Genomic DNA, 23,411 nt, shown 5'->3' on the forward strand with positions numbered 1-23,411 from the left:
AGGGAGTCGCACCCCTGGTCATCCGGGGGCAAACGATCACAAACCAGCCGGACAGCAGGAGTATGAGCATGGCAGCGAACCCGTCGTTCGACATCGTGAGCAAGGTTGACCGCCAGGAGGTCGACAACGCCCTTCGTCAGGCGGAGAAGGAGCTTGCGACGCGGTTCGACTTCCGGGGTACGGGCGCGGAGATCTCCTGGTCGGGTGAGGAGGCGATCAGCCTCCAGGCGGAGACCGAGGAGCGGGTGCGGGCCGCGCTGGAGGTCTTCAAGGAGAAGCTGATCAAGCGGAACATCTCGCTGAAGTCGCTGGACGCTGGTGACCCTCGTTCGTCGGGAAAGATCTTCAAAATCGATGCCAAGGTGGTGCAGGGCATCAACCAGGAGAAGGCCAAGGCGATCAGCAAGAAGATCCGCGACGAGGGCCCGAAGGGCGTACAGGCACAGATCCAGGGCGACCAGTTGCGCGTCACAGGCAAGAAGAAGGACGACCTTCAGGCCGTCATCACCCTGCTCAAGGCGGAGGACTTCGGCGTCGCCCTCCAGTTCACCAACTACCGGTAGGCAGGGCCCGACCGTCCGTGGAAGCTGCGCCCGAGGCCGACCCTCGGTCGGTACGACGCCCCGGTGGGCGCGCCGTATCGCCGAAACGGCGGGGTGCGCGGCGGCGGGAAACCGCCATTACGTCGTAACGGAGTCGATCACCGCGCTTCGGTCAACCACCAGCCCAATCGTCGCCCTGTCGTCGCCCACCCGGGCAGCCGTCCGCCAGCAGCGGCGTCAGCCGTTGAAGATCAGCAGGAGCACGATGGTGCCGATGGCGCTGACCAGGATCGAGCCGAGGCAGCCGAGGCGGTTCGAGAAGAAGGCGAACATGCCTCGGTGATACCCACCGGGAGCGCGGTCAGACCGGGGCTGGGGTTTCGACGCGTACGGTGGCGGCTTCTGCGCGGGCGATGGGGCCGGCGGGCAGGGCGGCGATGGCGGCCCCGGCGGCGACCGCCGCACCGGCGAACAGGAAGGCCCAGGGCACGCCGCCGGCGTGGTCGACGATCAGGCCGGCGACCGCGCCACCGGCGGCGCTCGCGCCGACGGACATGGTGACCACCCAGGTGTACGCCTCGTTCAGCATGCCGGCCGGCGAGATCCGCCCGACCAGGGTGTTCTCCAGGGTCAGGGCCGGTGCGATGGTGGCCCCGCCGACCACCAGTGCGGCGCCGAGCGCGACGGGGGTGGGCATCATGGCGAAGACGACGAAGCTGCCTGCCACCCCGGCGAGCAGCCAGGCGAACTGTCGGGTCATGTTGCGGGCGGGGCGGCGGACACCGAACCAGAAGCCGCCGACGGCGCTGCCGATACCCCAGACGGCCAGGAGTACGCCGGCCAGGCTGTCCGGGTCGTCGGGGGTGTAGCGGGTGGCGAAGGCGGGCACGGTCACGCCGGCCGCGCCGAAGGCGATGCCGAGGCTGGCCACGCAGAGCAGCAGCGCCGGGAAGCCGGCGACCCGCAGCGGGCCCAGGCCCTTGGTGTGGTGTTCCCCGGAGTGGCGCTGCCAGCCGCGCATGGTCTGGCCGAGCGCCACCGCCACGGTGCCGACCAGGGTGACCACTGCCGCGCCGATCAGCGCGGCACCCGCATCGGCGAACAGGACGAAGCCGGCGACGAGCAGTGGGCCGAGCACGAAGACGACTTCGAACAGGGTGGTCTCGGCGGCCAGGGCGGTGTTGCGCAGGTGGTACCGGCCGGAGGCGACGCTGGTCAGGTCGTTCCACGCGCCGCGGATCGCGGCGGTCAACGGTGGGTAGGTGGCGCCGGCCACGGAGGCGGCCACCAGCACCAGGGCGAAAGGGGCCGATTCTGAGCGGGCCGCCCAGAGCAGGCCGATCAGGGCCAACGGGTGGGCGACTGCGGTGCCGAGCAGTACCGGGGTGGGGCCGATCCGGTCGGCGATCCGCCCGGCTACCGGGCTGAGCGCGGCACCGGCGAGGGCGTAGCAGCCGCCGGCGACGGCGGCCAGTGAGTAGCGGCCGGTGACCTGCTCGATGACGAGCAGCAGCGCCAGCGGGGTCATGCCGATCCCGAGCCGCCCGATGATGCCGGTGATCAGCAGCGTCGGTGCCCCCGGAAGCTGCCAGACACCCAGGTAACGGCGCAGACCAGCCACCGACGACCTCCACGTATGTAATGAGCGAGAACCGTTTAGACCCTAACGCTGCCCCGATGCGCAACCGAACAGGGTGCCGCCCGCGCCGATTGGACATCGGCGCGGGCGGCGAAGGGTTGGTGCTGGTCAGCGCTGGTAGCGGACCGGGCCCATGTTGAGCGCCATTTGCTCCAGGCGGGCGACGCGCTCCTCCATCTTCGGGTGGGTGGCGAACAGCGCCGCAACCCCGCCGCCCTTGAACGGGTTGGCGATCATCAGGTGCGCGGTGCTGGTGAGCTGTCCCTCGGCCGGCAGCGGCCGACGCTGGGCGCCCATGTGGATCTTCCGCAGCGCACTGGCCAGCGCCAGCGGGTCACGGGTGAGTTCGGCGCCGGAGGCGTCCGCCTGGAACTCCCGGCTGCGGCTGATCGCCAGCTGGATGATGCTCGCGGCGATCGGGCCCAGGATGATGGTGAGTAGCAGCACGGCCGGGTTCGGGCCGTCCTCGTCACTGTTGCCGCCCAGCGGGATGAACAGGGCGAGGTTCGCCACCATGGTGATGATGCCGGCCAGGCCGGCCGCCACGCTGGAGATCAGGATGTCCCGGTTGTAGACGTGTGACAACTCGTGTCCGATGACGCCCCGCAACTCCCGGTAGTCGAGCAGTTCGACGATCCCCTGGGTCACGCAGACCGCCGCGTTCTGCGGGTTACGACCCGTGGCGAACGCGTTGGGCTGGGCGGTCGGGCTGATGTAGAGCCGGGGCATCGGCTGCCGTGCCTCGGCGGCCAACTCCCGCACCATGTGGTACAGCTCGGGGAACTGTGCCTCGCTGACCGGTTGCGCCCGCATCGAGCGGAGCGCCAGCTTGTCGGAGTAGAAGTAGGTGACGCCGTTCATCACCAACGAGACGACGACGGCGATGACCAGGCCGCCACTGCCGCCGAACCAGTAGCCCACCGCCAGGATCAGCGAGGTGAGCAGGCCGAGCAGCGCGGCGGTCTTCAGACGGTTGTGGTGCACGATCACTCCTTCGGTGCACGGATGCGCGGATCCGCTGACCGGTACAACAACCCGGTACCCGTCAACCATCCGTCTCATGACTGAGAGTTACCTGAGTGACAGTCATGGTTGGGAATGAACCGGCAGGTCGGGCCGGGTTCAGCTCCCGGCGAGATCGAGCACCAGTTGCGGTGCGAAGCCGACGATCACGGCGATCGCGGTCGCCACGGCCAGCGCGGCAGCCACCACGCGGGCCGGTCGGATCGGCACGGCAGGGGCGTCACCGGCCGGGGCGCTGTCGGCCGGGGTGTAGAGCAGCGCGGCGAACCGCAGGTAGTAGGCCAGGCCGATGACCGCGTTCAGCGCCACCAGCAGGGCGAGCCACGCCGCGTCCCCGCCGAGCAGCGACCGCACAACCGTCACCTTGGCGAACAGCCCGGCCAGCCCCGGTGGCAGACCGGCCAGCCCGATCAGCGCGAACGCCAGACCCGCGCCGACCCACGGGTGCCGTCGGGCCGCGCCGCGCAGGTCGTCGAGGTGCCCGCCGTCCGCGCCGGCCGGGCGCAGGGCCACCACCCCCGCGAAGGCGGCCAACTCCAACAACACGAAGAAGACGGCGTACGCCAGGGCGGCGGCGTACGCGGCGGAGCGGGCGTCGACGTCGGCCAGGGCCAAGGCACCGAGGGGGGCGAGGATGTAGCCCGCCTGGGCCACCGAGGACCAGGCCAGCAGCCGCACGGTACGCCGCTGGCGCAGGGCCACCAGGTTGCCCACGGTCATGGTCAGCGCGGCGACCACGGCCAGCACCGGCCCCGCCACGCTCAGCGGCAGCGCGTGCTGCACCACGGCCAGCAGGGCGACCACACCACCGAGCTTCGACGCGGTCGACAGGTACGCGGCCACCGGCAGCGGTGCCCCGTCGTACGTGGCCGGCGCCCAGGCGTGGAACGGCACCGCCGCCACCTTGAACGCCAGCCCGGCCAGCACCAGCGTCACCGCGACCGTGGTCAGCGGCAGGTCCAGCAGCTCAGACCGGTCGGCCAGGATCGCGCCCAGCCGTTCCAGGTGCAGGCTGCCGGTGACCGCGTAGAGCAGTGCGGCGCCGAGCAGGGTGAGCGTGGTGGCCACCACGCTGACCACGAAGAAGGTCACCGCCGCCTCGGCGCTGGCCAGGCTCCCCCGGCGCAGCCCGACCAGGATGTACAGCGGCAGGGTGAGAGCCTCCACCGCCACGATCAGGGTGATCAGGTCGCCGGCCGCACCGAGCACCACGCCACCGGTCATCGAACAGGCGAGCAGGAAACAGAACTCCCCCACCGGGGTCACGCCGTCGCGCAGCAGTGGCCCGGACAACGCCAACACCCCGAGCACCAGCAGCGCCACCAGCCCGGCCACCAGCGCGGCCCGCCCACCGAAGACGTACGAGCAGTCGGCACCGACGCAGAAGGTACGGCGTTCGCCTCCGGCACCGACCGCCACGGCCGCGACGATGGTGGCGAGTGCACCGGTGGCCGCCGCGACGATCGTCGCCGCCCTGCGGGCCAGCACCAGGTCGACCAGGAGCGCCAGCACGGCCGTCCCGGCCGCCAGGTACGCCGGCAGCAGCGCCACGCTGTCGACGCTCTGCACCCTGCTCACGGCTGCCTCCCGTCGGCACGGTCGCGGATCGTCGTCATCGCAGGACCTCCACCAGGGCCGTCACCGGTGCCTCGGCGACGCCCAGCACCAGGGTCGGTGCCAGCCCGACGGCCAGCGCGAGCAGCACCAGTGGCGCCCAGGCGGCCAGTTCGGCCCCGGCCAGCCCCGGTTTCAACCCGGCCACCGCGGCGCTCGGCCGACCGTGGGTCACCTGCCGCAACAACCGCAGCAGGTACGCCGCCGTCAGCGCACCACCGAGCGCGGCCAGCACCGCCAGCGTGATCCACAGCGTGCCGCCCACCTCGACGGCGGCGACCACGGCGAACGCCTCACCCCAGAACCCGGCCAAACCCGGCAGCCCCAGCGAGGCGACCGCCGCGAAGGCGAGCAGCCCGGACAGCCGGGGCGCGGTCTCCCGCAATCCGGACAGTTCGCGCAGCGCGCCGGTGTGGGCGCGGTCCTTGATCGCTCCGGCGAGGAAGAACAGCAGGCCGGTGATGATGCCGTGCGCGACGTTGCCGATCAGCGCCGCCTGGATCCCGGTGGCGGTCAGCGTGGCGATCCCGAGGAGCACGAAACCCATGTGCCCCACGCTGGAGTACGCGATGAGCCGCTTCAGCTCCGTCTGCGCCAGGCACACGAGTGAACCGATCAGGATCGCCGCGACGGCGAGTACGCCGAGCACCGGTGCCGCCCAGCGGGCGCCTTCCGGGGCGACCCCGACGGCGACCCGGATCAGGCCGTAGGTGCCCATCTTGAGCAGCACCCCGGCGAGCAGCACGCTGCCGACGGTGGGGGCCTGGGTGTGCGCGTCGGGCAGCCAGGAGTGCAGCGGCCAGAGCGGACTCTTCACCGCGAAGGCCACCGCGAGCAGCGTGAACGCGGCCAGTTGGGTGCCCCGGGACAACCCGGTGCCGCCGGTCAACGCGACGATGTCGGCGGTACCGGCGGCGGCCACCACCACGTAGACCCCGACCAGCAGCAGCACCGAGCCGAACAGGGTGTAGAGAGCGAATTTGCGGGCCGCCCGACGCCGTGCCGCCACCGCCGCCGGGTCGGTGCCGTCGCCGCCCCAGCCGACGATGATGGCGTACATCGGCAGCAGGACGACCTCGAAGAAGAGGAAGAACAACACCAGGTCGAGGGCGAGGAAGGTGCCCAGGATGCCGACCTCGACCACCAGCAGCAGAGCCACCAGGGCCCGTCCGCTGCCGCCGGCCGGCACCCGCCAGCAGGTGTACCCGCAGCAGAGCAGGGTGAGCAGGGCGGTCAGCACCACCAGCGGCCAGGAGATGCCGTCCACCCCGAGGTGGAAGCGCAGATCCAGGCCGGGAACCCAGGCCACGTCGAGGGCGTGCCAGGGGCGTACGGCCGGCGGGGTCGCCGAGTAGGCGGTCCAGGTGCCGGACCGGTCGACGGCCAGCGCGAGGGCCGCGACCAGGGTCAGCGCGGCGGCCACCGTACCCGCCACCCGGGCGGGCAGGTCACGGGGGATCGCCGCCACGGCCAGGGCGCCGAACGCCGGCACCGCAAGCACCGCGACCAGCAGGAACTCCCCGAGGCTCATGGCGCCCCTCCGGACCGCGACCGCCTCGCCCGCGATGTGCTGCGGCTCATGACATGACTCCGATCAGGGCGGCGGCCAAGGCGATCAGCAGCGCACCGGCGAGCACTGCGGCGACGGCTCGGGGCAGCGCCGCCCGGTGCAGGGTGGCGAGGCCGCCGCCGAGGGCACCGGCGCCGTGTCCGGTGCCGGTGACCGCCCCGTCGACGACCCGCTCGTCGGCCACCCGCGCCGCTTTGCCGAGCGCGGTCGTGGGGCGTACCACCAAGGCTTGCTGGACGTCGTCGAGGCGGAACGCGCGGGCGAAGACCGGCCGCAGCGGACCCAGCGCCACCGCCGGATCGGCGGCGGTGTCCCGCCGCCACCCGGCCCAGGCCAGGCCCGCTCCGAGCAGCAGCAACGCCAGGGGAAGCAGGACGGTCGGGGTGAGGTGGATCAGCCCGTCCGGCGGCATCAGATCCGACACCCCCTCGGCGTCGGACGGCGTCGTGCTCTGCAACTGGGTGGCGAACCAGCCGGGGAAGCCGGCCAGGCCGAGCAGCGCCGCCGGCACGGCCAGCGCCAGCCCCGGCCAGCGCAGCAGGGCGGGCGGGTCGTGCGGGTGGGTCAGCGGGGTGCGCGGCGCGCCGAAGAAGGTACGCAGCAGCAGCCGGGTGGCGTACCAGGCGGTGACCGCGACGCCGACCAGCCCGGCCAGCCAGACCAGCCAGCCCACCCAGGCCGGGGCCGGGCCGTCGCCGTGCAGGGCGGCACCCTCGGCGGCGGCAAGCACGCCCTCCTTGCTCCAGAAGCCCGACAGCGGCGGTACGCCGGCCAGCGCGCCCAGCCCGATCAGCGTGCACCAGAAGGTGACCGGCATGCTGTGCCGCAGCCCGCCCATCCGGGACATCGCCGCGGTGCCGACAGCGTGGATCACCACACCGGCGGCGAGGAACAGCAGCGCCTTGAACGCGGCGTGGGTGAGCAGGTGGAACAGCGCGGCCGGCGGCGAGCCGACGGCCAGCGCACCGGTCATGTAGCCGAGTTGGGAGACCGTCGACCAGGCGAGAACCCGCTTGATGTCGTCCTGCGCGGTGGCCGCTAACGCGCCGAGCAGCACCGTCACCGACGCCATCACCCCGAGCACCGCCAGCGCGGTGGGGGTGGCCGCGAACAGCGGCCACAGCCGGGTCAGCACGTAAACCCCGGCGGCCACCATGGTGGCGGCGTGGATCAACGCGGAGATCGGGGTGGGGCCGGCCATCGCGTCCGGCAGCCAGGTGTGCAGCGGGAACTGGGCGCTCTTGCCGGCCACCCCGGCGAGCAGCAGCAGACCGGCGGCGGTGAGCGTGCCGGTGCCGTGGTCGTGGGCGAGCACGTCGGCGATGCGGAAGCTGCCCGCCGAGACGCCGAGCAGGGCGATGCCGAGCAGGAACCCGACGTCGCCGACCCGGGTCACCAGGAACGCCTTCTGCGCGGCGGCCGGCGCCTGCGGCAGCCACCGGTCATGGGCGATCAGCAGGTACGAGCAGATCCCCATCACCTCCCAACCGACCAGCAGCATGATCAGGTCCCCGGAGACCACCACCAGCAGCATGGCGGCGGTGAAGAGGCTGATCTGAGCCGCGTACGGCGGGTAGCGATGATCGACGTCCACGTCGTCGTGCGGACCCCGCCTGAGGTAGCCGACCGAGTAGACCTGCACGGCCAGGGCCACGGCGGCGACCGCCACGGCGACCAGGGCGGCGGCGCCGTCGAGGCGTACCCCGAGGGTGACGGTGAGCTCGCCGAAGCGGATCCAGGTGGCCGAGGACTCCGCCGGGCCGTCCAGGGTGACCAGCAGCGCCACCGCCAGCACGAGAGCGCCCGCCGCGCCGGCCACGCCGAGCGCAATGGCCGCGCGCCGAGCCGTGTCCCGGTCGGTGGCCGCGCCCCGCGCAGCCGGTGGCAGCAGCAGACCGACCAGACCGGCAACCAACGGTACGACCGGCAGCAGCGCGCCGAGCAGCGTCGTGGTGCTCACCGCTGACCCTCCAACGGCACCTTGTCCAGCGGCACCTCGTTCAGTGGCACCTCGTTCAGTGGCACCTCGTTCAGTGGCACCTCGTCGACGGCGACGCTGGCCCGCATCCGGTAGAGCTGGAGCACGATCGCCAGCCCCACCCCGATCTCGGCCGCCGCCAGCACGATCACGAAGAGCGCGAAGACCTGACCACTGTGCGGCAGCAACGCCCGCGTCGTGGTGTCGGCGGTGATCAGGATCAGGTTCACCGCGTTGAGCATCAACTCGACGCCCATCAGCACCAGCACCGCGTTGCGTCGCCGCAGCACGCCGTACACGCCGAGGCCGAACAGCAACGCGGCGGTGACGTACGGGATGACCGGTCTCACCGGGCCCCTCCCTCGCCGCCGGAGCCGGCCCGCTCGGCCGTCTGGTCCCCGGATGCCGGGGTGCGGCCGATGTCGGGGCGGGACAGCACGATGGCGCCGACCAGCGCCGACAGCAGCAGGATCGAGAGCACCTCGAACGGCAGCACCCAGCTGGCGAAGACCTGTTCGCCGATGCGCTCGGCGGTGCCCGCCTCGGGCAGCTCCACCTTCGTCCAGCGGTACGCGTCGACCAGCAGCGCCGCCAGGCCCAGGCCGACTCCGCCACCGATCAGCGCGGCCGGCCAACCGGGACGGTCCAGATCGTCCGAGGCGCCGATCGGCGCGCGGGTGAGCATCACCGCGAACAGCAGCAGCACCACCACCGCGCCCACGTAGATCAGCACCTGCACCCAGGCCACCAGTTCGGCGGTGAGTACCAGGTACATCCCGGCCACCGCACCGAGACAGACCACCAGGTAGAGCCCGGCGCGCACCAGATGCCTGGTCGACACCACCAGCACCGCCGACCCGACCGCCACCGCACCCAGGGCGAGCAGCAGCGCGTCCACGCCGGTCACTCGGAAGCACCTTCCCCGTCACCGGGCTCGGCGGCACCCGTACCACCGGTCGCGGGCTTGGGGCGTACCGGCGGGACGGTCGGGCGGGCGGCGGGCGCGGCGGGGATCGCGGCCTTGCGTGCGGCGGCGGTCTCCTCCTTGGCCGGCTCGCCGTTGGGATCGTGCGCCGGTGGCGGCGGTACGGTCGCCATCCACTCGCCGAGATGATCCTTGTCGTGCAGCAGGTCCTTGATGTCGTACTCGGCGTACTCGAACTCGGGTGACCAGTAGAGCGCATCGAACGGGCAGACCTCGATGCAGATGCCGCAGTACATGCAGAGCGAGAAGTCGATGTCGAACCGGTCGAGCACGTTGCGCTGGCGGGGGCGGGCGGCGCCGGGCACCGCCACCTCCTCCTTGTGCGAGTCGATGTAGATGCACCAGTCCGGACATTCGCGGGAGCAGAGCATGCAGACCGTGCAGTTCTCCTCCAGCAGCGCGATCACCCCACGTGAGCGGGGCGGCAGCTCGGGGGCGACGTCCGGATACTGCTGGGTGGTGGAGCGCTTCGTCATCGTCTTGAGCGTGACCGCCAGGCCCTTGACCAGCCCGCTGCCCGGCACACCCGCCGGCTCGCTTCGCTCGCTCATGTCGACCATCCTGCCCTGTGGCCACGGCGCGCGCGACCACCACCCGGGCTCTGCCGGTAGTACCGTGACCACGGGGAGAGAACGACACATCGGAAAGGACCCGTCAGATGACCGCCGCGCTGCACGACGACCAACCGCCGTCGGGCGAGTGGACGACCGACGACCTCGACGCCCTGCCCGACGACGGCCGCCGCCGCGAACTGCTCGATGGAGTGCTGCTCGTGTCCCCCTCCCCCACCGCCGCCCACCAGACCATCGCAGGCCGACTCATGGTCGCGCTCGAAGCGGAGTGCCCGGACGAGTACGAGGTGACCCAGGGCGTCGAGGTGCGGATCAACCGCACCCGTTCCTTCATCCCGGACGTCCTGGTCATCACCGCACCGGCGGCGCAACGCCGGCCCGCGCGGTACGAGCCGCACGAGGTGGTGCTCGCCGTCGAGATCGTGTCGCCGAGCACCCGCTCGATCGACCGGGTGCTCAAGCCGGCGCTCTACGCCCAGGCCGGCATCCCCTACTACTGGCGGATCGAGACCGATCCGACCGGTCTCGTGGTGCACACGCACCGGATCGATCCGGTGCACGAGGTCTACACCGAGACCGGACGGTGGACCAAGTTCGTCGACACCGGCGAGCCGTTCCCAGTGAACCTGTCACTGGCCCACCTGACACCCAGATACCTCTGACCGGCCCGACGGCCACCGCGGCGGCCCGTCCAGGAGATCAGCCAGGACCTCGTCGCTTCCGCTCGATCACCGGCCCTTCTGCCAAGCCAGCAGGCGAGGCGTCAGCCATGATGGGACCGGGACGGCAGGCGGCACGGGCGAGGAGCGAGACGATGACGGCAGACAACGGCGTGGGCCAGAGACAGACCGGCGGGAAGTATGTGGAGCCGGGCGGGGAGTTCAACCGGGACCAGAACTACATCACCACCCGGATCACCGCCGACGGACGGGACGGCTATCCGGTCGAGCCCGGGCGCTACCGGCTGGTGGTCAGTCGCGCCTGCCCCTGGGCGAACCGGCTGATCATCGTACGGCGGCTGTTGGGTCTTGAGGACGTCCTGTCGATGGGCGTCACCGGGCCGACCCACGACGCGCGAAGCTGGACCTTCGACCTGGACCCGGGCGGGCGGGACCCGGTGCTCGGCATCGAACGCATCCAGGAGGCGTACTTCGCCCGCTACCCCGACTACCCGCGCGGCATCACCGTGCCGGCGATCGTCGACGTGCCGAGCGGGCAGGTGGTGACCAACGACTACGCCCAGATGAGCCTGGATCTCTCCACCGAGTGGACCGCCTACCACCGACCCGGTGCCCCGGACCTGTATCCCGAGCACCTGCGGGCCGAGATCGACGAGGTCAACGCGGTGGTCTTCAGCGACGTCAACAACGGCGTGTACCGGTGTGGCTTCGCCGGCAGCCAGGAGGCGTACGACAAGGCGTACCACCGGCTTTTCGACCGACTGGACTGGCTCAGCGAGCGGCTCGCCGGGCAGCGCTATCTGGTCGGGGACACCATCACCGAGGCCGACGTACGGCTGTTCACCACGCTGGTCCGCTTCGACCCGGTGTACCACGGGCACTTCAAGTGCAACCGGCAGAAGCTCACCGAGATGCCGGTGCTGTGGGCGTACGCCCGGGACCTGTTCACCACCCCCGGCTTCGGCGACACGGTCGACTTCGACCACATCAAGCGGCACTACTACGAGGTGCACCGGGACATCAACCCGACCGGGATCGTGCCCCTGGGCCCTGACCTGTCGAACTGGCTCACCCCGCACGGCCGCGAAGCCCTCGGCGGCCGCCCCTTCGGCAACGGCACACCCCCACCACCCCCCTCCCCCACCGAACAGGTCACCCCCACCCACACCCCCCTGCCCTAACCCCCACCCCGTCCCCCGCCCGCCCTGTGCGCCCAGCGCACCCACGCGCTGCGCACCGTGCGTAGGCTGCCCGCGCCTCGCACAGCCCACGCCCCGCGCTCGCCCCACGCTCGCCCACGCTCGCCCGCCTCGGCTCCGCGATCTTGCACTTCTTGTCGCCACAAAAGGGGGCATAAGAGGCATAACAGCGACCAAAAGTGCAAGATCGCGAGGGCGAGAGCGCGTGGGGCGGGGCGAGGGCGAGAGCGCGTGGGGCGGGGCGCGTGGGGCGGGGGGCGTGGGGGGCGGGGGGCGTGGGGGGCGGGGGGCGGGGGGCGAGGGAGGGTGGGGTTTAGAGGGCTAGGCGGACGGTGGCGGTGAGGACTAGTTGGGCCAGGGCGGTGGGGACGAGGATCAGCCAGCAGAGGCGTTGGAGTTGGTCCTCGCGGAGGCGGGGGTAGGAGACCCGCAGCCAGATGATCACGAAGCTGACGGCGGCGACCTTGAGCAAGGTCCAGAGCCAACCGAGCTGCGCGTCGGCGAACGGCCCCTGCCAGCCACCGAGGAACAGCACGGTGGTCAGCGCGGCGATCACCACGATGCCGACGTACTCGGCGAGCAGCAGGAAGGCGAACCGTAGGCCGGTGTACTCGGTCATGTACCCGAAGACCAGCTCCGAGTCGGCTACCGGCATGTCGAACGGCGGCCGACGGATCTCGGCCAGACCGGCCAGGAAGAAGACCACCATCGCAGGGGCCTGCCAGATCAGCCACCACGGCTGCCACGCCTCGACGATGCCGGACAGACTCAGTGTGCCGGCGGCCATCGCCACCGACGCGGCGGCCAACACCAGCGGCAGCTCGTAGCCGAGCAGTTGGGCGGCACCGCGTACCCCGCCGAGCAGGCTGTACTTGTTGGCCGACGCCCAGGCCGACATCAGCACCGCGAGCACGCCCACGCCGACCACCGCGAGCACGAAGAACAGACCGACGTCGAGCGGCTGCCCCACCATGTCGTTCGGGCCCAGCGGGATGACCAGCAGGGCCAGCAGGTACGGCACCAGGGCCACCGCCGGAGCAAGCCGGAACACCGGCCGGTCCGCCGCGCGCGGAGTGATGTCCTCCTTCTGCACGAACTTCACCCCGTCGGCGACGAGCTGCGCCCAGCCGTGGAACCCGCCCGCGTACATCGGCCCGAGCCGGCCCTGCATGTGTGCCATCACCTTGTGTTCCGCCTGCCCCACCAGCAGCGGCAGCACGAGAAAGGCGACCAGTACTCCACCGATCCGGATCACCAGTTCCAGCCACAGTGGCATCAGGGCGTACCCCCCTCGTCAGGCTGAGCGCTCCCGGCCGCGGCCTCCGGGCTCTCGCCGACCGTCCCGGGCGCCGGGTCCGCGTCGGCCGGCGCGGCGGACGGGCCGGCGGCCGGGGGCGGCGTGGTGGCGGTCCCGGGGGTACGGGCGACGCGTGCCCCCGGGGCCGGGCGGGCGGGGCGTTCCCGGGCGGGTCGGGCCGGGGTGCCGCCGCGCGGTCCCTCCCCGGCGCCACCTGCACCGGCCGGGGTCGGTGTCGTCCCCCACTCGCCCGGGGCGGGTACGCCGGGTGGCCGGATCGGCCGTCGGCCACCGCCGGCCTCCGACTCGCCCGGTTCCTTCGCACCCGGCCAGGGCTTGGCCACCCGTGAGGCGAGCACGAACTCCTTGCGCAGCGGATGCCCCTCGAACTCCGGTGGCAGCAGCAGCGGCCGCAGGCCGTCGTGCCCGGCGAAGTCGATGCCGAACATCTCGTGGGTTTCCCGCTCATGCCAGGCCGCACCGGGATAGACCGCCACCACCGAGTCGATTGTCGGTGTCGCCCGGGGCATCCGCGCCCGCAGCAGCAGACCGTGCCGGTGGGTGGTGGACCACAGGTGGGCCACCAGGTCGAAACCCTCGGCCAGTTCGTCGACAGCGGAGAGCCAGTCGAAGAAGTCGCAGGCCAGCTCGGTGTCGTCACGCGCGGCCAGCAGCGCCGCCCGCCACGCCTGCGCAGGTACGTCGACGGTGGCCCGAGCGTGTGCCTGACCTCCGGAGACCGTCGCGGTGGCCTCGACGGGTGCAAGCAGCGTGACGAGTCGCTGGCCGGCCTCTTCCGGTGTCATGACGCTGATCCTATGGCCGCGCCCGGCGCCACGCGCCCACCCGGTACGACGCCGACGCCATCCCGGTTGCGAACGTCGACGTGGGCCGGGTGCACGCGGCCGAGTGGAGATCCGGGCTTTGCCGGCGAGCGTCGGTGCTTGCCCGCCAGGATGGGCCCGTGCGCGCTGTGACTGTCATTCCAGGGGTACCCGGCTCGCTGCGGCTGCTCGACGACTACCCGGAGCCGACCACCGAGGAGGGTTCGATCCTGGTGGAGGCCGTCGCGGTGGGGATCTGCGGCACGGACCTCGAAATCATCGAGGGGAAGTACGGCGAGGCCCCGCCCGGCACGGATCATCTGGTTCTCGGGCACGAGTCGCTGGGCCGGGTGATCGAGGACCCGACCGGCACCCTGCAACCCGGCGAGCTGGTGGCCGGGATCGTCCGGCATCCGGACCCGGTACCCTGCCCGAACTGCGCGGTCGACGAGTGGGACATGTGCCGCAACGGGATGTTCACCGAGCACGGCATCAAGGCGCTGCCCGGCTTCGCCCGGCAACGCTGGCGGCTCCAGCCCCGCTTCGCCGTCGGGCTGGACGCGACCCTGAGCGAGGTCGGGGTGCTGCTCGAACCGACCAGTGTGGTGGTCAAGGCGTGGGACCACATCTTCCGGATCGGTCAGCGGGCCGAGTGGCAGCCGCGTACCGCATTGATCACCGGAGCCGGTCCGATCGGCCTGTTGGCCGCCCTGCTGGCCAGTCAGCGGGGCCTCTCCGTACACGTGCTCGATCTGGCCACCGAGGGTCCGAAGCCGGCGCTGGCCGGCGCGCTCGGCGCCACCTACCACGCCGGCTCGATCGACCAGCTCGACTTCGAACCGGACGTCATCGTCGAGTGCACCGGCGCACCGGCGGTCGTCCTCGAAGCGATGTACAAGGTCGCGCCCACCGGGATCGTCTGCCTGGCCGGGGTCTCCAGTGGCGGCCGGACCGTCGACCTCGACGCCGGCTCCCTCAACCGCACCCTGGTCCTGGAGAACAATGTCGTGTTCGGCTCGGTCAACGCCAACCGGCGGCACTGGGACGCCGCCGCCGAGGCGCTGTCCCAGGCCGACCGGTCCTGGCTCGCCTCGCTGATCACCCGCCGGGTGCCGCTGTCGGAGTACGCCGCCGCGTACTCCCCCGGCCCGCAGGACATCAAGGTGATCCTCGACTTCACCGCCTGATCCGCACCGGCCGGGGGAGGGCAGCGCTCAGATGCCGGGCAACTGGCCGTTGCGGAACAGGTCGACGAAGAGCTGGTGATCCTGGCGGGCGCGGACGCCGTACGCGTGGGCGAAGTCGACCAGGTGCTCGACGAAGCCGGCCTGGTCGGCGACGGCGGCGACGATCGCCTCCTCGGTGGAGTAGTCGACCAGGTCGTGGCTGGACTCGTCGTCGGCGACCGAGTGCATCCGGGCGACCGCCCGACCCAGGTCGGCCAGGACCCCCGACAACTCCTCGGGCTCGTTGACGTCGGCCCAGTCGAGGTCGGCGGCGTACGGAGAGACCTCCGCGACGAGTTGGCCCACCCCGTCCAGCTCGGTGAAACCCACCCAGGGGTCGGCGTGCGCCTGCAAGGCCCGCTGCGACTCCGCGGTGCGGTGGCCCTGGTGCCGGAAGTAGTTGCGGACCCGCTCGTCGTCGACGTACCGGGCCACCGCCGGCACCTGAGCCTGCTTCATGTAGATGACCACGTCGTTCTCCAGCGCCTGGGTGTGCCCCTCCAACAGGAGGTTGTACGACGGCAACCCGGCCGAGCCGATGCCCACACCCTTGCGCAGCACCACATCCTTGATCTGCGCCGCCAGGGGCCGGGCCTGCGCGGTCGCCGCAGGCAGCGTGCCCAGGTACGCCTCGAACGCGGCGCAGACCTGGGCCCGCACCTCGCCGTCGACCTCGTACACCCCGTCGCGCAGCGAGAACCGCCGCTCGTACGCGTCGATGGTGGTCTGCTCCCGCAGCAGGTCGACCCGGGTGTTGAGCCGGGCCTGCTGGAGCACCCGGCGCAGCACACCGTCGGCGTTGTCGAGGGTGATCGACCCGATGGCGTCGTCACCGCCCGCGGCGATGGCTCGCAGCTCGGTCAGGTAGCTCTCGGCGAAGCCGGTGACCAGGTCGCTGATCACCCGGTCGGAGAGCGCCTTGGTGTAGCCGATCAGCGCCACGCTGGCGACGAAGCGCCGCAGGTCCCAGGTGAACGGCCCGACGTACGCCTCGTCGAAGTCGTTGACGTTGAACACGAGTTGGCCGGAACCGTTCATGTACGTGCCGAAGTTCTCCGCGTGCAGGTCACCGTGGATCCACACTCGGCTGGTCTGGGCATCGAGGTAGCGGTCGTCGGCGAAGTCGCCGCGCTGGTCGGCGTAGAAGAGGCTGGCGCTGCCCCGGTAGAAGGCGAACGGGGAGGCGGCCATCTTACGGAACTTGCGCCGGAAGGCGGCCGGGTCGAGCGCCATCAGGGTGCCGAACTCCTGGGTCAGCACCTCGACGATGAAGGCGGAACGTTTCTCCGCGAGGTCGGTCATGATCCGTACGCTAATCCCTGGCCGCCACTGAAACGCCCTGCCCGATCGAGTCGGCCGAGGGCCGGTCCGGTTCGGTCATCCCCGGACCGACCATCGGACTCGATCACGGTGCCGGGCGGCTAGTGACGCCCGTCCATATAGGAGATCGTCCAGGCGGTGCCGCCACCACTACGGTTGCGGCTTGGCCGGAGCGCGACGCTCGGCGGCTCGGTACGCCGGATTTCAGGTGCTCGGCGGGCGTACCGGTGGGGCGGTCAGCGAGGCAGCGGAGCGGGGCGCCACGCCCTCGCCGGACGGGGCGTCAGCGAGCGGGGCGTCAGTGGGCGGGGCGAGCAGGTCGGGGCGGGATACCCCGCCGGGGCCGGACTGCTCGGCGGCGATCTTCTCCTGAAGGCGGAGGATGCCGTGCAGCAGCGCCTCCGGCCGGGGCGGGCAGCCCGGCACGTAGACGTCGACCGGGATGAGCTGGTCGACGCCCTTGGTCACCGAGTACGAGTCCCAGTACGGGCCGCCGCAGTTGGAGCAGGCGCCGAAGGAGATGACGTACTTGGGCTCGGGCATCTGGTCGTAGAGCCGCTTGATGGCCGGGGCCATCTTGTCGGTGACCGTGCCGGAGACCACCATCAGGTCGGCCTGCCGAGGACCGTGCGCGAACGGGATGACGCCGAGGCGCATGAAGTCGTGCCGGGACATGCTGGTCGCGATGAACTCGATGGCGCAGCAGGCCAGCCCGAAGTTGAAGACCCAGAGCGAGTACCGCCGGCCCCAGTTGAGCACGAACCGGATCGGCTCGCCGAGCACCGCCGGCAGCTGCACGACCGTCCCCTTCCCGTCCCCGACAGTCAACCACAGCCCATTCGGCAAGGAAGGGCCCCCTGTTAACGCCTAGCGTTGTATAGGGCCCCCCTCTTAACGAGAACGAGCAGCGCCGATGCGGCCGGTCAGTAGGACGGGCGTTGCAGCAGGCTGACGAACTCCACCAGCAGCCGCTCGCGGAGCGCCGGTGGCGCGACGTCGAGCAGGGTGTTCACCGGTGCCATCCGCTCCGGCAGCCCGCCGCCCGAGCCGAGGCCCAGCCCGGCGGCCAGTCCGGCGACCAGTTCACCGGTGAGCGCCTCCGGGGAGAGCGCACCGGCCAGCGCGAGCAACTCCGGCGGCAGCGCGACCGGCCCGGCGACACCCGCCACCGCGACCGCCTCGGCCAGGTCGACGGTGAACTCGGCCGCCCTGGGGGCCACCGCCGCAGTCACCGTCAGGTGCACGCTGCGCGGCAGTCCGGCGTACGTGAGCTGGGGTTGGGTGTGCCAACCCCGCGCCGCCAGCTCGTCGACCAGGACGAACAGGTCGGGCCCGGAGTCGGTGGTGGTGAAGCAGACCACGGTCGACTCCGGCTCGGTGACCAGCCGCAACCCGTCGACACCGCGCACCGCGTCGGCCAGCACCCGCACCGCCTCCCGCGTCCGCCGGGTCAGCTCCAGGTAGCCGTCGTCACCGAGGTGCCGCAGGGTCGCGTACGCGGCGGCGATCGGCCCGCCCGAGCGGGTGGAGGAGATCACCGGGTTGATCATCGTGTACCCGGGCCAGTCGGCGTACGCGAAGTACTGCGGAGCCCGTAGCGCCGCATCGCGGTGCAGCAGGACCGAGACGCCCTTCGGGGCGTACGCGTACTTGTGCAGGTCCACGGAGATCGAGGTGACCCCGGGTACGGCGAAGTCGAACGCGGGCACCGGTTCGCCGAGGCGGCGCAGGTACGGCAGGGTCCAGCCGCCGAAGCAGGCGTCGACGTGGCACCGTACCCCGGCCGCGGCGGCCACCTCGGCGATCTGTTCGACCGGGTCGATGACGCCGTGTGCGTACGAGGGGGCGGAGCAGACCACCAGCACCGTCTCAGGGCGGATCGCGGCGGCCACGTCGGCGACCGCCGGTCGGAGCGTGTCGGGATGAATCGGCACCGGGTCGAGTTCCACCCGCAGGTAGTGCGCCGCCTTGGCGAACGCCGCGTGCGCGCTGGCCGGTACCACGATCCGGGGCGTGTCGACCTCCGGCCGGGCGTCCCGGGCCGTCTTCACGGCCAGGATCAGCGACTCGGTGCCGCCGCTGGTGACGCTGCCGACCACCTCCGGCGCACTCGTGCCCGGCCCACCGCCGAGCACCCGAGCCGCCGCCCCCACCAGCGCGTTCTCCATCGCCAACAGCGACGGAAAAGCAGTCGGATCGAGCCCGTTGACATGAGCACTCTCCGCGTACGCGGCGGCAGCCAACTCGTCCAGCCCCGCCACCCCCGGGTCGTACACATAGGCGAACAACCGCCCCCCATGCGTAGGCCGATCCAGCCCCCGCAGCTCCCGGATCTCCCCCAACACCCGCTCCGCCGGCACTCCACGCGCAGGCAGGGCCCCCATACTCTCGTCGATCATGGACTTGTGGTCCCCTTTTCGTACTGGTTCGCGGCTTCCGTTCCGACCACAACTCCATGATCGGCGGCGGAAGGGGTGAGGGTGACGAGGCGAGCCTCGGTGAGGTCGTAGGGGCGGAGGAGGAGGGTGGCCAGGGCGATCAGGAGGGCGGGCAGCACGGTGAAGCCGAGCAGGACGCCGAGGCGGGCGGTGTCGGACTGGGCGGCGGCGGTGCCGGTGGTGGAGGAGACGTAGCCGGTGAGGGCGAGCACCAGGCCGTAGATGCCGGGGCCGAGCGCCAGGCCGAAGGTCTCACCGGCGGTCCAGACGCCGGTGAATACGCCGGCCTGACGGCGGCCGGTGCGGGCGGTGTCGTACGCGATGCAGTCCGGGAGCATGGCCAGCGCGAACACCTGCTGCCCGGCGTACCCGACGCCGAGCAGCGCGACCAGCAGGTAGATCACGGCGGCGGGCAACATCGGCGCGGCGACCAGCGCCAGGCCGCCGATCGACAGCATCAGCGACGCGATCACCAGGGCGGCGAGCTTGCCGAGCCGGGCGCCCACCCGCGACCACAGTGGCATCACCACCAGCGCGGGCCCGACGAAGCAGGCGAACAGCAGGGTCGGGCCGGTCTTCGAGTCGCGCAGGATCTGGTCGGCGAAGTACTGCACCCCGGCGAGAATCGTGGCCACCCCGGCGGACTGCACCACGAAGCAGAGCAGCAGCGCCCGGAACGGCCGGTTGCGGCTGGCCACCGCGAGTTGGGCGCGCAGGCTGGGCTCGCTCTCGGTGACCACCTGTTGCGGAGCGGACCGGGTACCCAGGAAGGCGCCGACCGCACCGACCGCGATCAGCGCGGCGACGAACACCCCCATCCAGCGGTGTCCCGGCACGCCACCGCCGGCGGCGTCGCGGACCAACGGGGCCACCGCGCCGGCGACCAGGATGGCCAGCGCCAGCACCGCGATCCGCCAGGTCATCATCCGGGTACGTTCGGCGTAGTCGCTGGTCAACTCGGCCGGCATGGCCACGTACGGCACCTGGAAGAAGGCGAACGCGGTCGCCGTGGCCAGGAAGGCGATGGCGACGTACGCCCCGGCCGCCGACCCGGCGCCGAACGGCGCGGCGAAGATCGACCCGAACAGTACGGCCAGCGCCAGTCCACCGATGAGCAGGTACGGCCGGCGGGCGCCCCAGCGGGAGCGAGTCCGGTCGGAGATCCGCCCGGCGACCGGGTTGACCAGCACGTCCCAGGCCTTTGGCAGGAGCACCAGCAGCGCCGCGACGCCGGCCGCCACGCCGAGCGTGTCGGTGAGGTACGGCAGCAGCAACAGCCCCGGTACGGTGCCGAACGCCCCGGTGGCCAGCGAGCCGAGCGCATAGCCGGCGTGCACCTTGCGGGGCAGGGATGGTGCGCCGGGTCCACTCGGCGGTGCGGTCATGGCGCCGAATGCTACTCACGTTATGGCCCTCGTCACACCCCCTCACCGGGCCACCAACTCGCGGCCCGCATGTCCACCCGGTCCTGGCGCAGCGGCGTACCCTCGGCGAGCCAACGTGCCCGCGCCTCGGCTGCCAGCCGGGGCGGCATCGCACCGGAGGCGTTGACGACCCGGTGCCATCGGACGGCACCGCCATGCCGGGCCATGATCGAGCCGACCAGCCGGGCGGACGCCCGACCTGAGCGTTCGGTGAGCGCGTCGGCCACCGCCCCGTACGACATCACCCGTCCGGACGGAATCCGGTCGACCAGTTCCAGTACCGCCTCGACGTACTCGTCTGGTGTCATGACCAGCCAGAGTATGGGAACGCCGACGGGTGGCTCGACGGTGACAGCGCAGAATAGGCGGGTGCGCGACGCAGTCACCACGGCCCGGCGGGTCGTCGTCAAGATCGGATCTTCCTCGTTGACCACCGCGACCGGCGGGCTGGACGACGAACGCCTCGACGCGCTGGTCGACGCGCTCGACACGCGCGCCGCCGACGGCCGCGAGGTGGTGCTCGTCTCCTCCGGCGCGATCGCCGCGGGCCTGACGCCGCTCGGGTTGGCCCGGCGACCGCGCGACCTGGCCACCCAGCAGGCCGCCGCGAGCGTCGGGCAGGGCCTGCTGATCGGGCGGTACGCCGCCGCGTTCGCGCGGCACGGTCGCACCGTCGGCCAGGTGCTGCTGACCGTCGACGACGTGACCCGACGGGCGCACTACCGCAACGCGTACCGCACCTTGCGCAAGCTGCTCGACCTGCGGGCCGTGCCGATCGTCAACGAGAACGACACGGTCGCCACCGAGGAGATCCGGTTCGGCGACAACGACCGGCTGGCCGCCCTGGTGGCCGCGCTGGTCGACGCCGACCTGCTGGTGCTGCTCTCCGACGTCGACGCCCTCTGGACGGGCGACCCGTCGCGACCCGGTTCACGCCGCATCGCCGAGGTACGCGACGAGGCGGACCTGGCCGGCGTCGACATCGGCGGCACCGGTCGCTCCGGCGTCGGCACCGGCGGCATGGTGACCAAGGTCGAGGCGGCCCGGATCGCCACCGGGTTCGGCATCCCGGTGGTGCTCACCTCTGCCACGCAGGCCGGCGCGGCGCTGGCCGGTGAGCCGGTCGGCACCTTCTTCCACCCCAGCCTCCGGCGACCGGCGGCCCGCCTGTTCTGGCTCGCCCACGCGACCTCGCCCAGAGGTCGGCTGCACCTCGATCCGGGGGCGGTGGCCGCCGTGGTGGGCCGGCGCAAGTCGCTGCTGCCGGCCGGGATCACCGCCGTCGACGGGGTGTTCACCGCCGGCGACCCCGTCGACCTGGTCGACACCTCCGGCGCCCCGGTCGCCCGGGGACTGGTCAACTACGACGCGGTCGAGCTGCCCGGCCTGCTGGGTCGCTCCACTGCGGACCTTGCCGCGGCGCTCGGCCCGGCCTACGAACGGGAGGTCGTCCACCGCGACGACCTGGTGCTGCTGTGAGCCCGAACGACGTGATAACAAGGGGCCCTTCCTATACGCGAGGCGTTAACAGGGGGCCCTTCCTTACCACCCGAAGGAGCATGGGATGAGCGTGAGCGAGCAGGCGCGTCGGGCGCGGACGGCAGCGGAGACGCTGGCCGTCGCGACGCGTACCGTCAAGGACGCCGCGCTGAACGCGATGGCCGACGCGCTGGTCGCGCGTACGCCGGAGATCCTCACCGCGAACGAGGCGGACCTGGCGGCCGGGCGTGAAGCCGGGCTGAGCGCGGCCGTGCTGGACCGGCTCGCCCTCGACGAGGGCCGGATGGTCGGCATCGCCGACGCGCTGCGCCAGATGGCCGCGCTGCCCGACCCGGTGGGTGAGGTGGTACGCGGCTCGACCTTGCCCAACGGGCTGGAGTTGCGGCAGATCCGGGTCCCGTTCGGCGTGGTCGGCATCGTCTACGAAGGTCGGCCGAACGTGACCGTGGACGCCGCCGGCATCTGTCTGAAGTCCGGTAACGCGGCGTTGCTGCGCGGCTCGTCGTCGGCCGCGCACTCCAACGCGGCGCTGGTGGCCGTGCTGCGGGACGCGATCACCGGCGCCGGCCTGCCGGCGGACGCGGTGCAACTGCTCGACTCCAGCACCCGCGACTCGGTCAAGGAGCTGATGCGCGCCCGGGGCCTGGTGGACGTGCTGATCCCGCGCGGCGGTGCGTCGCTGATCCGGACCGTGGTTGAGGAGTCCACCGTGCCGGTGATCGAGACCGGGGTGGGCAACTGCCACGTCTACGTCGACGCCGGTGCCGACCTGTCGATGGCCGTGTCGATCACCCTGAACGCCAAGACGCAACGGCTGTCGACCTGCAACACCGCCGAGTCGCTGCTGGTGCACGCGGCTGTCGCCGACGAGTTCCTGCCGACGATGCTGGCCGCCTTCGCCGAGGCCGGGGTGACCGTGCACGGCGATGCCCGGACCGCGACGTACTCCGACGCCGTGGTCCCGGCCACCGACGAGGACTTCGCCACCGAGTACCTCTCGAAGGACATCTCGGTCGCCGTCGTCGACTCGCTCGACGCGGCGGTCACGCACATCCGGCAGTACGGCAGCGGCCACACCGAGGCCATTGTCACCGACTCGCAGTCGGCCGCCCGGGAGTTCGTGGCCCGGGTCGACTCGGCCGCAGTGATGGTGAACGCCTCGACCCGGTTCACCGACGGCGGCGAGTTCGGCTTCGGTGCCGAGATCGGCATCTCCACCCAGAAGCTGCACGCCCGCGGCCCCATGGGCCTCCCCGAACTGACCAGCACCAAATACGTAGTAACCGGCACCGGCCACCTCCGCTAACCACCCACCCCACTCCCACTCCCACTCCCGCTCCCCGCTCCCCGCTCCCCGCTCCCCGCTCCCCGCTCCCCGCTCCCCGCTCCCCGCACCCGCACCCGCACCCGCACCCGCACCCGCACCCGCACCCGCACCCGCACCCGCGATCTTGCACTTTTCGTCGGCAGTTTGCCCGTTATGGCATTTATTGTCGCGACGAAAAGTGCAAGATCTGTGCGCGCGCGCGGTGGGGTGGGTGCGGCGCGGCGGGATGCGTGGGGTGGGGTGGGGTCGGGTG

The 23,411-nt window shown here is 71.8% G+C and carries 21 protein-coding genes; 6 read left to right on the plus strand and 15 right to left on the minus strand.

Translation table 11 applies throughout. The features are described from left to right. Positions 1 to 68: 68 nt before the first annotated feature. Positions 69 to 563, plus strand: a complete 495-nt coding sequence (locus AB0M35_RS09610; protein ID WP_363743502.1) for a YajQ family cyclic di-GMP-binding protein — start codon at positions 69 to 71, stop codon at positions 561 to 563. A 340-nt stretch (positions 564 to 903) separates the two neighbouring features. Here AB0M35_RS09610 and AB0M35_RS09615 read toward each other — a convergent pair whose 3' ends face one another. The 8 genes from AB0M35_RS09615 to AB0M35_RS09650 all read right to left on the minus strand — a co-directional run bounded on the left by AB0M35_RS09615 (position 904) and on the right by AB0M35_RS09650 (position 9,911). Further along, positions 904 to 2,163: an MFS transporter gene (locus AB0M35_RS09615; RefSeq protein WP_363743504.1), complete on the minus strand. Its 1,260-nt coding sequence runs from the start codon at positions 2,161 to 2,163 to the stop codon at positions 904 to 906. A 126-nt stretch (positions 2,164 to 2,289) separates the two neighbouring features. Beyond that, positions 2,290 to 3,165: a zinc metalloprotease HtpX gene (gene htpX / locus AB0M35_RS09620; RefSeq protein WP_363743506.1), complete on the minus strand. Its 876-nt coding sequence runs from the start codon at positions 3,163 to 3,165 to the stop codon at positions 2,290 to 2,292. Positions 3,166 to 3,303: 138 nt separating this feature from the next. Beyond that, on the minus strand, positions 3,304 to 4,782 hold the full coding sequence (locus AB0M35_RS09625; RefSeq protein ID WP_363743508.1) for a proton-conducting transporter membrane subunit: 1,479 nt from the start codon (positions 4,780 to 4,782) through the stop codon (positions 3,304 to 3,306). A 34-nt stretch (positions 4,783 to 4,816) separates the two neighbouring features. Then, the gene (locus AB0M35_RS09630) at positions 4,817 to 6,349 is read right to left on the minus strand and encodes an NADH-quinone oxidoreductase subunit M (protein WP_363743510.1); all 1,533 of its coding nucleotides are present in this window, start codon (positions 6,347 to 6,349) and stop codon (positions 4,817 to 4,819) included. Between the two features lie 46 nt (positions 6,350 to 6,395). Beyond that, complete coding sequence (locus tag AB0M35_RS09635) at positions 6,396 to 8,348, minus strand: NADH-quinone oxidoreductase subunit L (protein WP_363743512.1); 1,953 nt, start codon at positions 8,346 to 8,348, stop codon at positions 6,396 to 6,398. After that, positions 8,345 to 8,716 carry an NADH-quinone oxidoreductase subunit NuoK gene (gene nuoK, locus AB0M35_RS09640; protein WP_363743515.1) on the minus strand — a complete coding sequence of 124 codons (372 nt, stop codon included), beginning with the start codon at positions 8,714 to 8,716 and terminating at the stop codon, positions 8,345 to 8,347. The genes AB0M35_RS09635 and nuoK overlap by 4 nt, the downstream gene beginning before the upstream one ends. Beyond that, entirely contained in the window at positions 8,713 to 9,273 is a 561-nt protein-coding gene (locus AB0M35_RS09645; protein ID WP_363743518.1) for an NADH-quinone oxidoreductase subunit J, read from the minus strand. Before AB0M35_RS09645 ends, nuoK begins: the two co-directional genes overlap by 4 nt. Further along, complete coding sequence (locus AB0M35_RS09650) at positions 9,270 to 9,911, minus strand: NADH-quinone oxidoreductase subunit I (protein ID WP_363743521.1); 642 nt, start codon at positions 9,909 to 9,911, stop codon at positions 9,270 to 9,272. The genes AB0M35_RS09645 and AB0M35_RS09650 overlap by 4 nt, the downstream gene beginning before the upstream one ends. A gap of 98 nt (positions 9,912 to 10,009) precedes the next feature. Between AB0M35_RS09650 and AB0M35_RS09655 the strand changes: the two genes are divergently transcribed. Both AB0M35_RS09655 and AB0M35_RS09660 read left to right on the plus strand, forming a co-directional pair. Beyond that, on the plus strand, positions 10,010 to 10,585 hold the full coding sequence (locus AB0M35_RS09655; protein ID WP_363743523.1) for a Uma2 family endonuclease: 576 nt from the start codon (positions 10,010 to 10,012) through the stop codon (positions 10,583 to 10,585). A gap of 152 nt (positions 10,586 to 10,737) precedes the next feature. Continuing rightward, complete coding sequence (locus tag AB0M35_RS09660; protein WP_363743525.1) at positions 10,738 to 11,784, plus strand: glutathione S-transferase C-terminal domain-containing protein; 1,047 nt, start codon at positions 10,738 to 10,740, stop codon at positions 11,782 to 11,784. A 331-nt stretch (positions 11,785 to 12,115) separates the two neighbouring features. Here the strand turns inward: AB0M35_RS09660 and nuoH are convergent, their stop codons facing one another. Together nuoH and AB0M35_RS09670 are read right to left on the minus strand one after the other, a co-directional pair. Then, positions 12,116 to 13,078: an NADH-quinone oxidoreductase subunit NuoH gene (gene nuoH / locus AB0M35_RS09665; protein WP_363743527.1), complete on the minus strand. Its 963-nt coding sequence runs from the start codon at positions 13,076 to 13,078 to the stop codon at positions 12,116 to 12,118. Next, the gene (locus tag AB0M35_RS09670; RefSeq protein ID WP_363743529.1) at positions 13,078 to 13,905 is read right to left on the minus strand and encodes an NADH-quinone oxidoreductase subunit C; all 828 of its coding nucleotides are present in this window, start codon (positions 13,903 to 13,905) and stop codon (positions 13,078 to 13,080) included. Before AB0M35_RS09670 ends, nuoH begins: the two co-directional genes overlap by 1 nt. Before the next feature lie 158 nt (positions 13,906 to 14,063). Here AB0M35_RS09670 and AB0M35_RS09675 point away from each other — a divergent pair, with 158 nt between their 5' ends. Beyond that, positions 14,064 to 15,110, plus strand: a complete 1,047-nt coding sequence (locus tag AB0M35_RS09675) for a glucose 1-dehydrogenase (protein WP_363743531.1) — start codon at positions 14,064 to 14,066, stop codon at positions 15,108 to 15,110. Between the two features lie 27 nt (positions 15,111 to 15,137). Here AB0M35_RS09675 and AB0M35_RS09680 read toward each other — a convergent pair whose 3' ends face one another. The 5 genes from AB0M35_RS09680 to AB0M35_RS09700 all read right to left on the minus strand — a co-directional run bounded on the left by AB0M35_RS09680 (position 15,138) and on the right by AB0M35_RS09700 (position 20,639). Further along, positions 15,138 to 16,451: a DUF2252 domain-containing protein gene (locus AB0M35_RS09680; RefSeq protein ID WP_363743533.1), complete on the minus strand. Its 1,314-nt coding sequence runs from the start codon at positions 16,449 to 16,451 to the stop codon at positions 15,138 to 15,140. A gap of 222 nt (positions 16,452 to 16,673) precedes the next feature. Further along, positions 16,674 to 17,267 (minus strand): NADH-quinone oxidoreductase subunit B family protein, encoded by a 594-nt coding sequence (locus tag AB0M35_RS09685; RefSeq protein ID WP_363743535.1) that lies wholly within the window; start codon positions 17,265 to 17,267, stop codon positions 16,674 to 16,676. A gap of 125 nt (positions 17,268 to 17,392) precedes the next feature. Continuing rightward, on the minus strand, positions 17,393 to 18,868 hold the full coding sequence (locus AB0M35_RS09690; protein WP_363743536.1) for an aminotransferase class V-fold PLP-dependent enzyme: 1,476 nt from the start codon (positions 18,866 to 18,868) through the stop codon (positions 17,393 to 17,395). Further along, entirely contained in the window at positions 18,865 to 20,292 is a 1,428-nt protein-coding gene (locus AB0M35_RS09695; RefSeq protein ID WP_363743538.1) for an MFS transporter, read from the minus strand. Before AB0M35_RS09695 ends, AB0M35_RS09690 begins: the two co-directional genes overlap by 4 nt. A gap of 32 nt (positions 20,293 to 20,324) precedes the next feature. Further along, positions 20,325 to 20,639, minus strand: a complete 315-nt coding sequence (locus AB0M35_RS09700) for an MGMT family protein (protein WP_363743540.1) — start codon at positions 20,637 to 20,639, stop codon at positions 20,325 to 20,327. Between the two features lie 61 nt (positions 20,640 to 20,700). Between AB0M35_RS09700 and proB the strand changes: the two genes are divergently transcribed. Continuing rightward, on the plus strand, positions 20,701 to 21,810 hold the full coding sequence (proB, locus tag AB0M35_RS09705) for a glutamate 5-kinase (protein ID WP_363743542.1): 1,110 nt from the start codon (positions 20,701 to 20,703) through the stop codon (positions 21,808 to 21,810). Between the two features lie 85 nt (positions 21,811 to 21,895). Then, positions 21,896 to 23,137 (plus strand): glutamate-5-semialdehyde dehydrogenase, encoded by a 1,242-nt coding sequence (locus AB0M35_RS09710; RefSeq protein WP_363743543.1) that lies wholly within the window; start codon positions 21,896 to 21,898, stop codon positions 23,135 to 23,137. Positions 23,138 to 23,411: the final 274 nt, after the last annotated feature.

Origin of the sequence: Micromonospora sp. NPDC051196 (assembly GCF_040682415.1) — a bacterium.
GTDB lineage: Bacteria > Actinomycetota > Actinomycetes > Mycobacteriales > Micromonosporaceae > Micromonospora.

Bases quoted from the DNA above. Each gene is read 5' to 3' on its own strand.
- AB0M35_RS09700 (WP_363743540.1), bottom strand. From the start codon at position 20,639: ATGACACCAGACGAGTACGTCGAGGCGGTACTGGAACTGGTCGACCGG.
- AB0M35_RS09660 (WP_363743525.1), top strand. From the start codon at position 10,738: ATGACGGCAGACAACGGCGTGGGCCAGAGACAGACCGGCGGGAAGTAT.
- AB0M35_RS09655 (WP_363743523.1), top strand. From the start codon at position 10,010: ATGACCGCCGCGCTGCACGACGACCAACCGCCGTCGGGCGAGTGGACG.
- AB0M35_RS09610 (WP_363743502.1), top strand. From the start codon at position 69: ATGGCAGCGAACCCGTCGTTCGACATCGTGAGCAAGGTTGACCGCCAG.
- AB0M35_RS09710 (WP_363743543.1), top strand. From the start codon at position 21,896: ATGAGCGTGAGCGAGCAGGCGCGTCGGGCGCGGACGGCAGCGGAGACG.
- AB0M35_RS09680 (WP_363743533.1), bottom strand. From the start codon at position 16,451: ATGACCGACCTCGCGGAGAAACGTTCCGCCTTCATCGTCGAGGTGCTG.
- AB0M35_RS09695 (WP_363743538.1), bottom strand. From the start codon at position 20,292: ATGACCGCACCGCCGAGTGGACCCGGCGCACCATCCCTGCCCCGCAAG.
- AB0M35_RS09670 (WP_363743529.1), bottom strand. From the start codon at position 13,905: ATGACACCGGAAGAGGCCGGCCAGCGACTCGTCACGCTGCTTGCACCC.
- nuoH (WP_363743527.1), bottom strand. From the start codon at position 13,078: ATGCCACTGTGGCTGGAACTGGTGATCCGGATCGGTGGAGTACTGGTC.
- AB0M35_RS09650 (WP_363743521.1), bottom strand. From the start codon at position 9,911: ATGGTCGACATGAGCGAGCGAAGCGAGCCGGCGGGTGTGCCGGGCAGC.
- AB0M35_RS09690 (WP_363743536.1), bottom strand. From the start codon at position 18,868: ATGATCGACGAGAGTATGGGGGCCCTGCCTGCGCGTGGAGTGCCGGCG.
- AB0M35_RS09630 (WP_363743510.1), bottom strand. From the start codon at position 6,349: ATGAGCCTCGGGGAGTTCCTGCTGGTCGCGGTGCTTGCGGTGCCGGCG.